Raw genomic sequence first — 1,142 nt, 5'->3', positions numbered from 1 at the left:
CCAGACTTAGATTTTGATATTACACCAGTAAGCATTTTAAGTTGTGTTTCAGGACCAGAATATAGTATTGAAGTTAGTTCAGGAACAGGAAGCTACAATTATGTAGTAGAAGACCCAAGCTCAACAAGTGTAGCAACAGGTACTATTGTTGCAGGAACAGGAGTAAGTGATAACTTCACTTTACCAGTAACTACGCCAATAGGAACATATACAGTTCGAGTTACTGATACTGGTTCAGGAAATTGTGTTGTAAGTAAGACATTTGAAATAACCACACCAGTTGATCCAGCATTTACAGTAAATCCAATAGACGCTACCTGTAACGGAAGTGCAACGGGTCGTATCGAAGTTACTTTAACCGCAGGTTTAACACCAGTTACTTACAGTTTAGTTCAAACATTAGGATCTGGTTTATCACCAGGAGAAGGAGACTATGATGCAGCAAGTGGAGCGTTTATAAATGTACCAGCAGGAACATATACAGTAACAGCAACAGGCGCAAATGGATGTTCAACAGATGAAACAGGAGTAGTTATAGGTGATAACCCACCATTAACAGTTGCATCACCAACCGCAGTTCAGTTTGGATGTGCAACAGGAAATACAGTTAACAATGCTACTTTAAGTATTGATACAGCATCAGGTTCGGGTATTTCAGGCGGAAGTACAGTTTATAGTACAGTTGAGTTATACTTAGATGTTGCGCCATTTGGAGATTTCGATCCAAGTTTAGATACAGAGATTACAGCAGTTTCAGTATCAGGAACAGTTAACACATATACAATAAGTGATAAATCAGGCGGAAATTTCTATGTACGTGTAGTAGATAGTGAAGGCTGTGAGAGTTTCTCACCAGTTGAAACGATCAATGCTTTTGATGAATTGCAAGACATTACACCAAGCCAGAATGATGCGATAAGTTGTGTTAATGGCGGAGAGTTAATTGATATTGTATTTAATTCAAGCTTATCAATAACTGGAGCTACAGTAACAATTTCAGATAATACAGGAGCAGCCGTTGAGACGATTAATAATGTTGATAGTGGAGTAAGTGTAACAAACACAACAAGGTTAGCCCCAGGAATTTATACAGTAACAGTTACACATCCAGTAACAGGTTGTGAGTTAAGTGCAAGCTATGA

General features: G+C 38.4%; 1 protein-coding gene. It reads left to right on the top strand.

Features of this window, described 5'->3' with window-relative positions; translation table 11 throughout:
* Window positions 1-1,142, top strand: a 1,142-nt coding sequence (locus LCI24_RS16880; protein WP_274641424.1) for a hypothetical protein, incomplete at both ends; no start/stop codon positions are given.

Source organism: Tenacibaculum larymnensis, assembly GCF_028829235.1.
Classification (GTDB): domain Bacteria; phylum Bacteroidota; class Bacteroidia; order Flavobacteriales; family Flavobacteriaceae; genus Polaribacter; species Polaribacter larymnensis.
The sequence above is the reverse complement of the archived record's forward strand: the minus strand, read 5'-3'. Positions and strand labels throughout refer to the sequence as shown.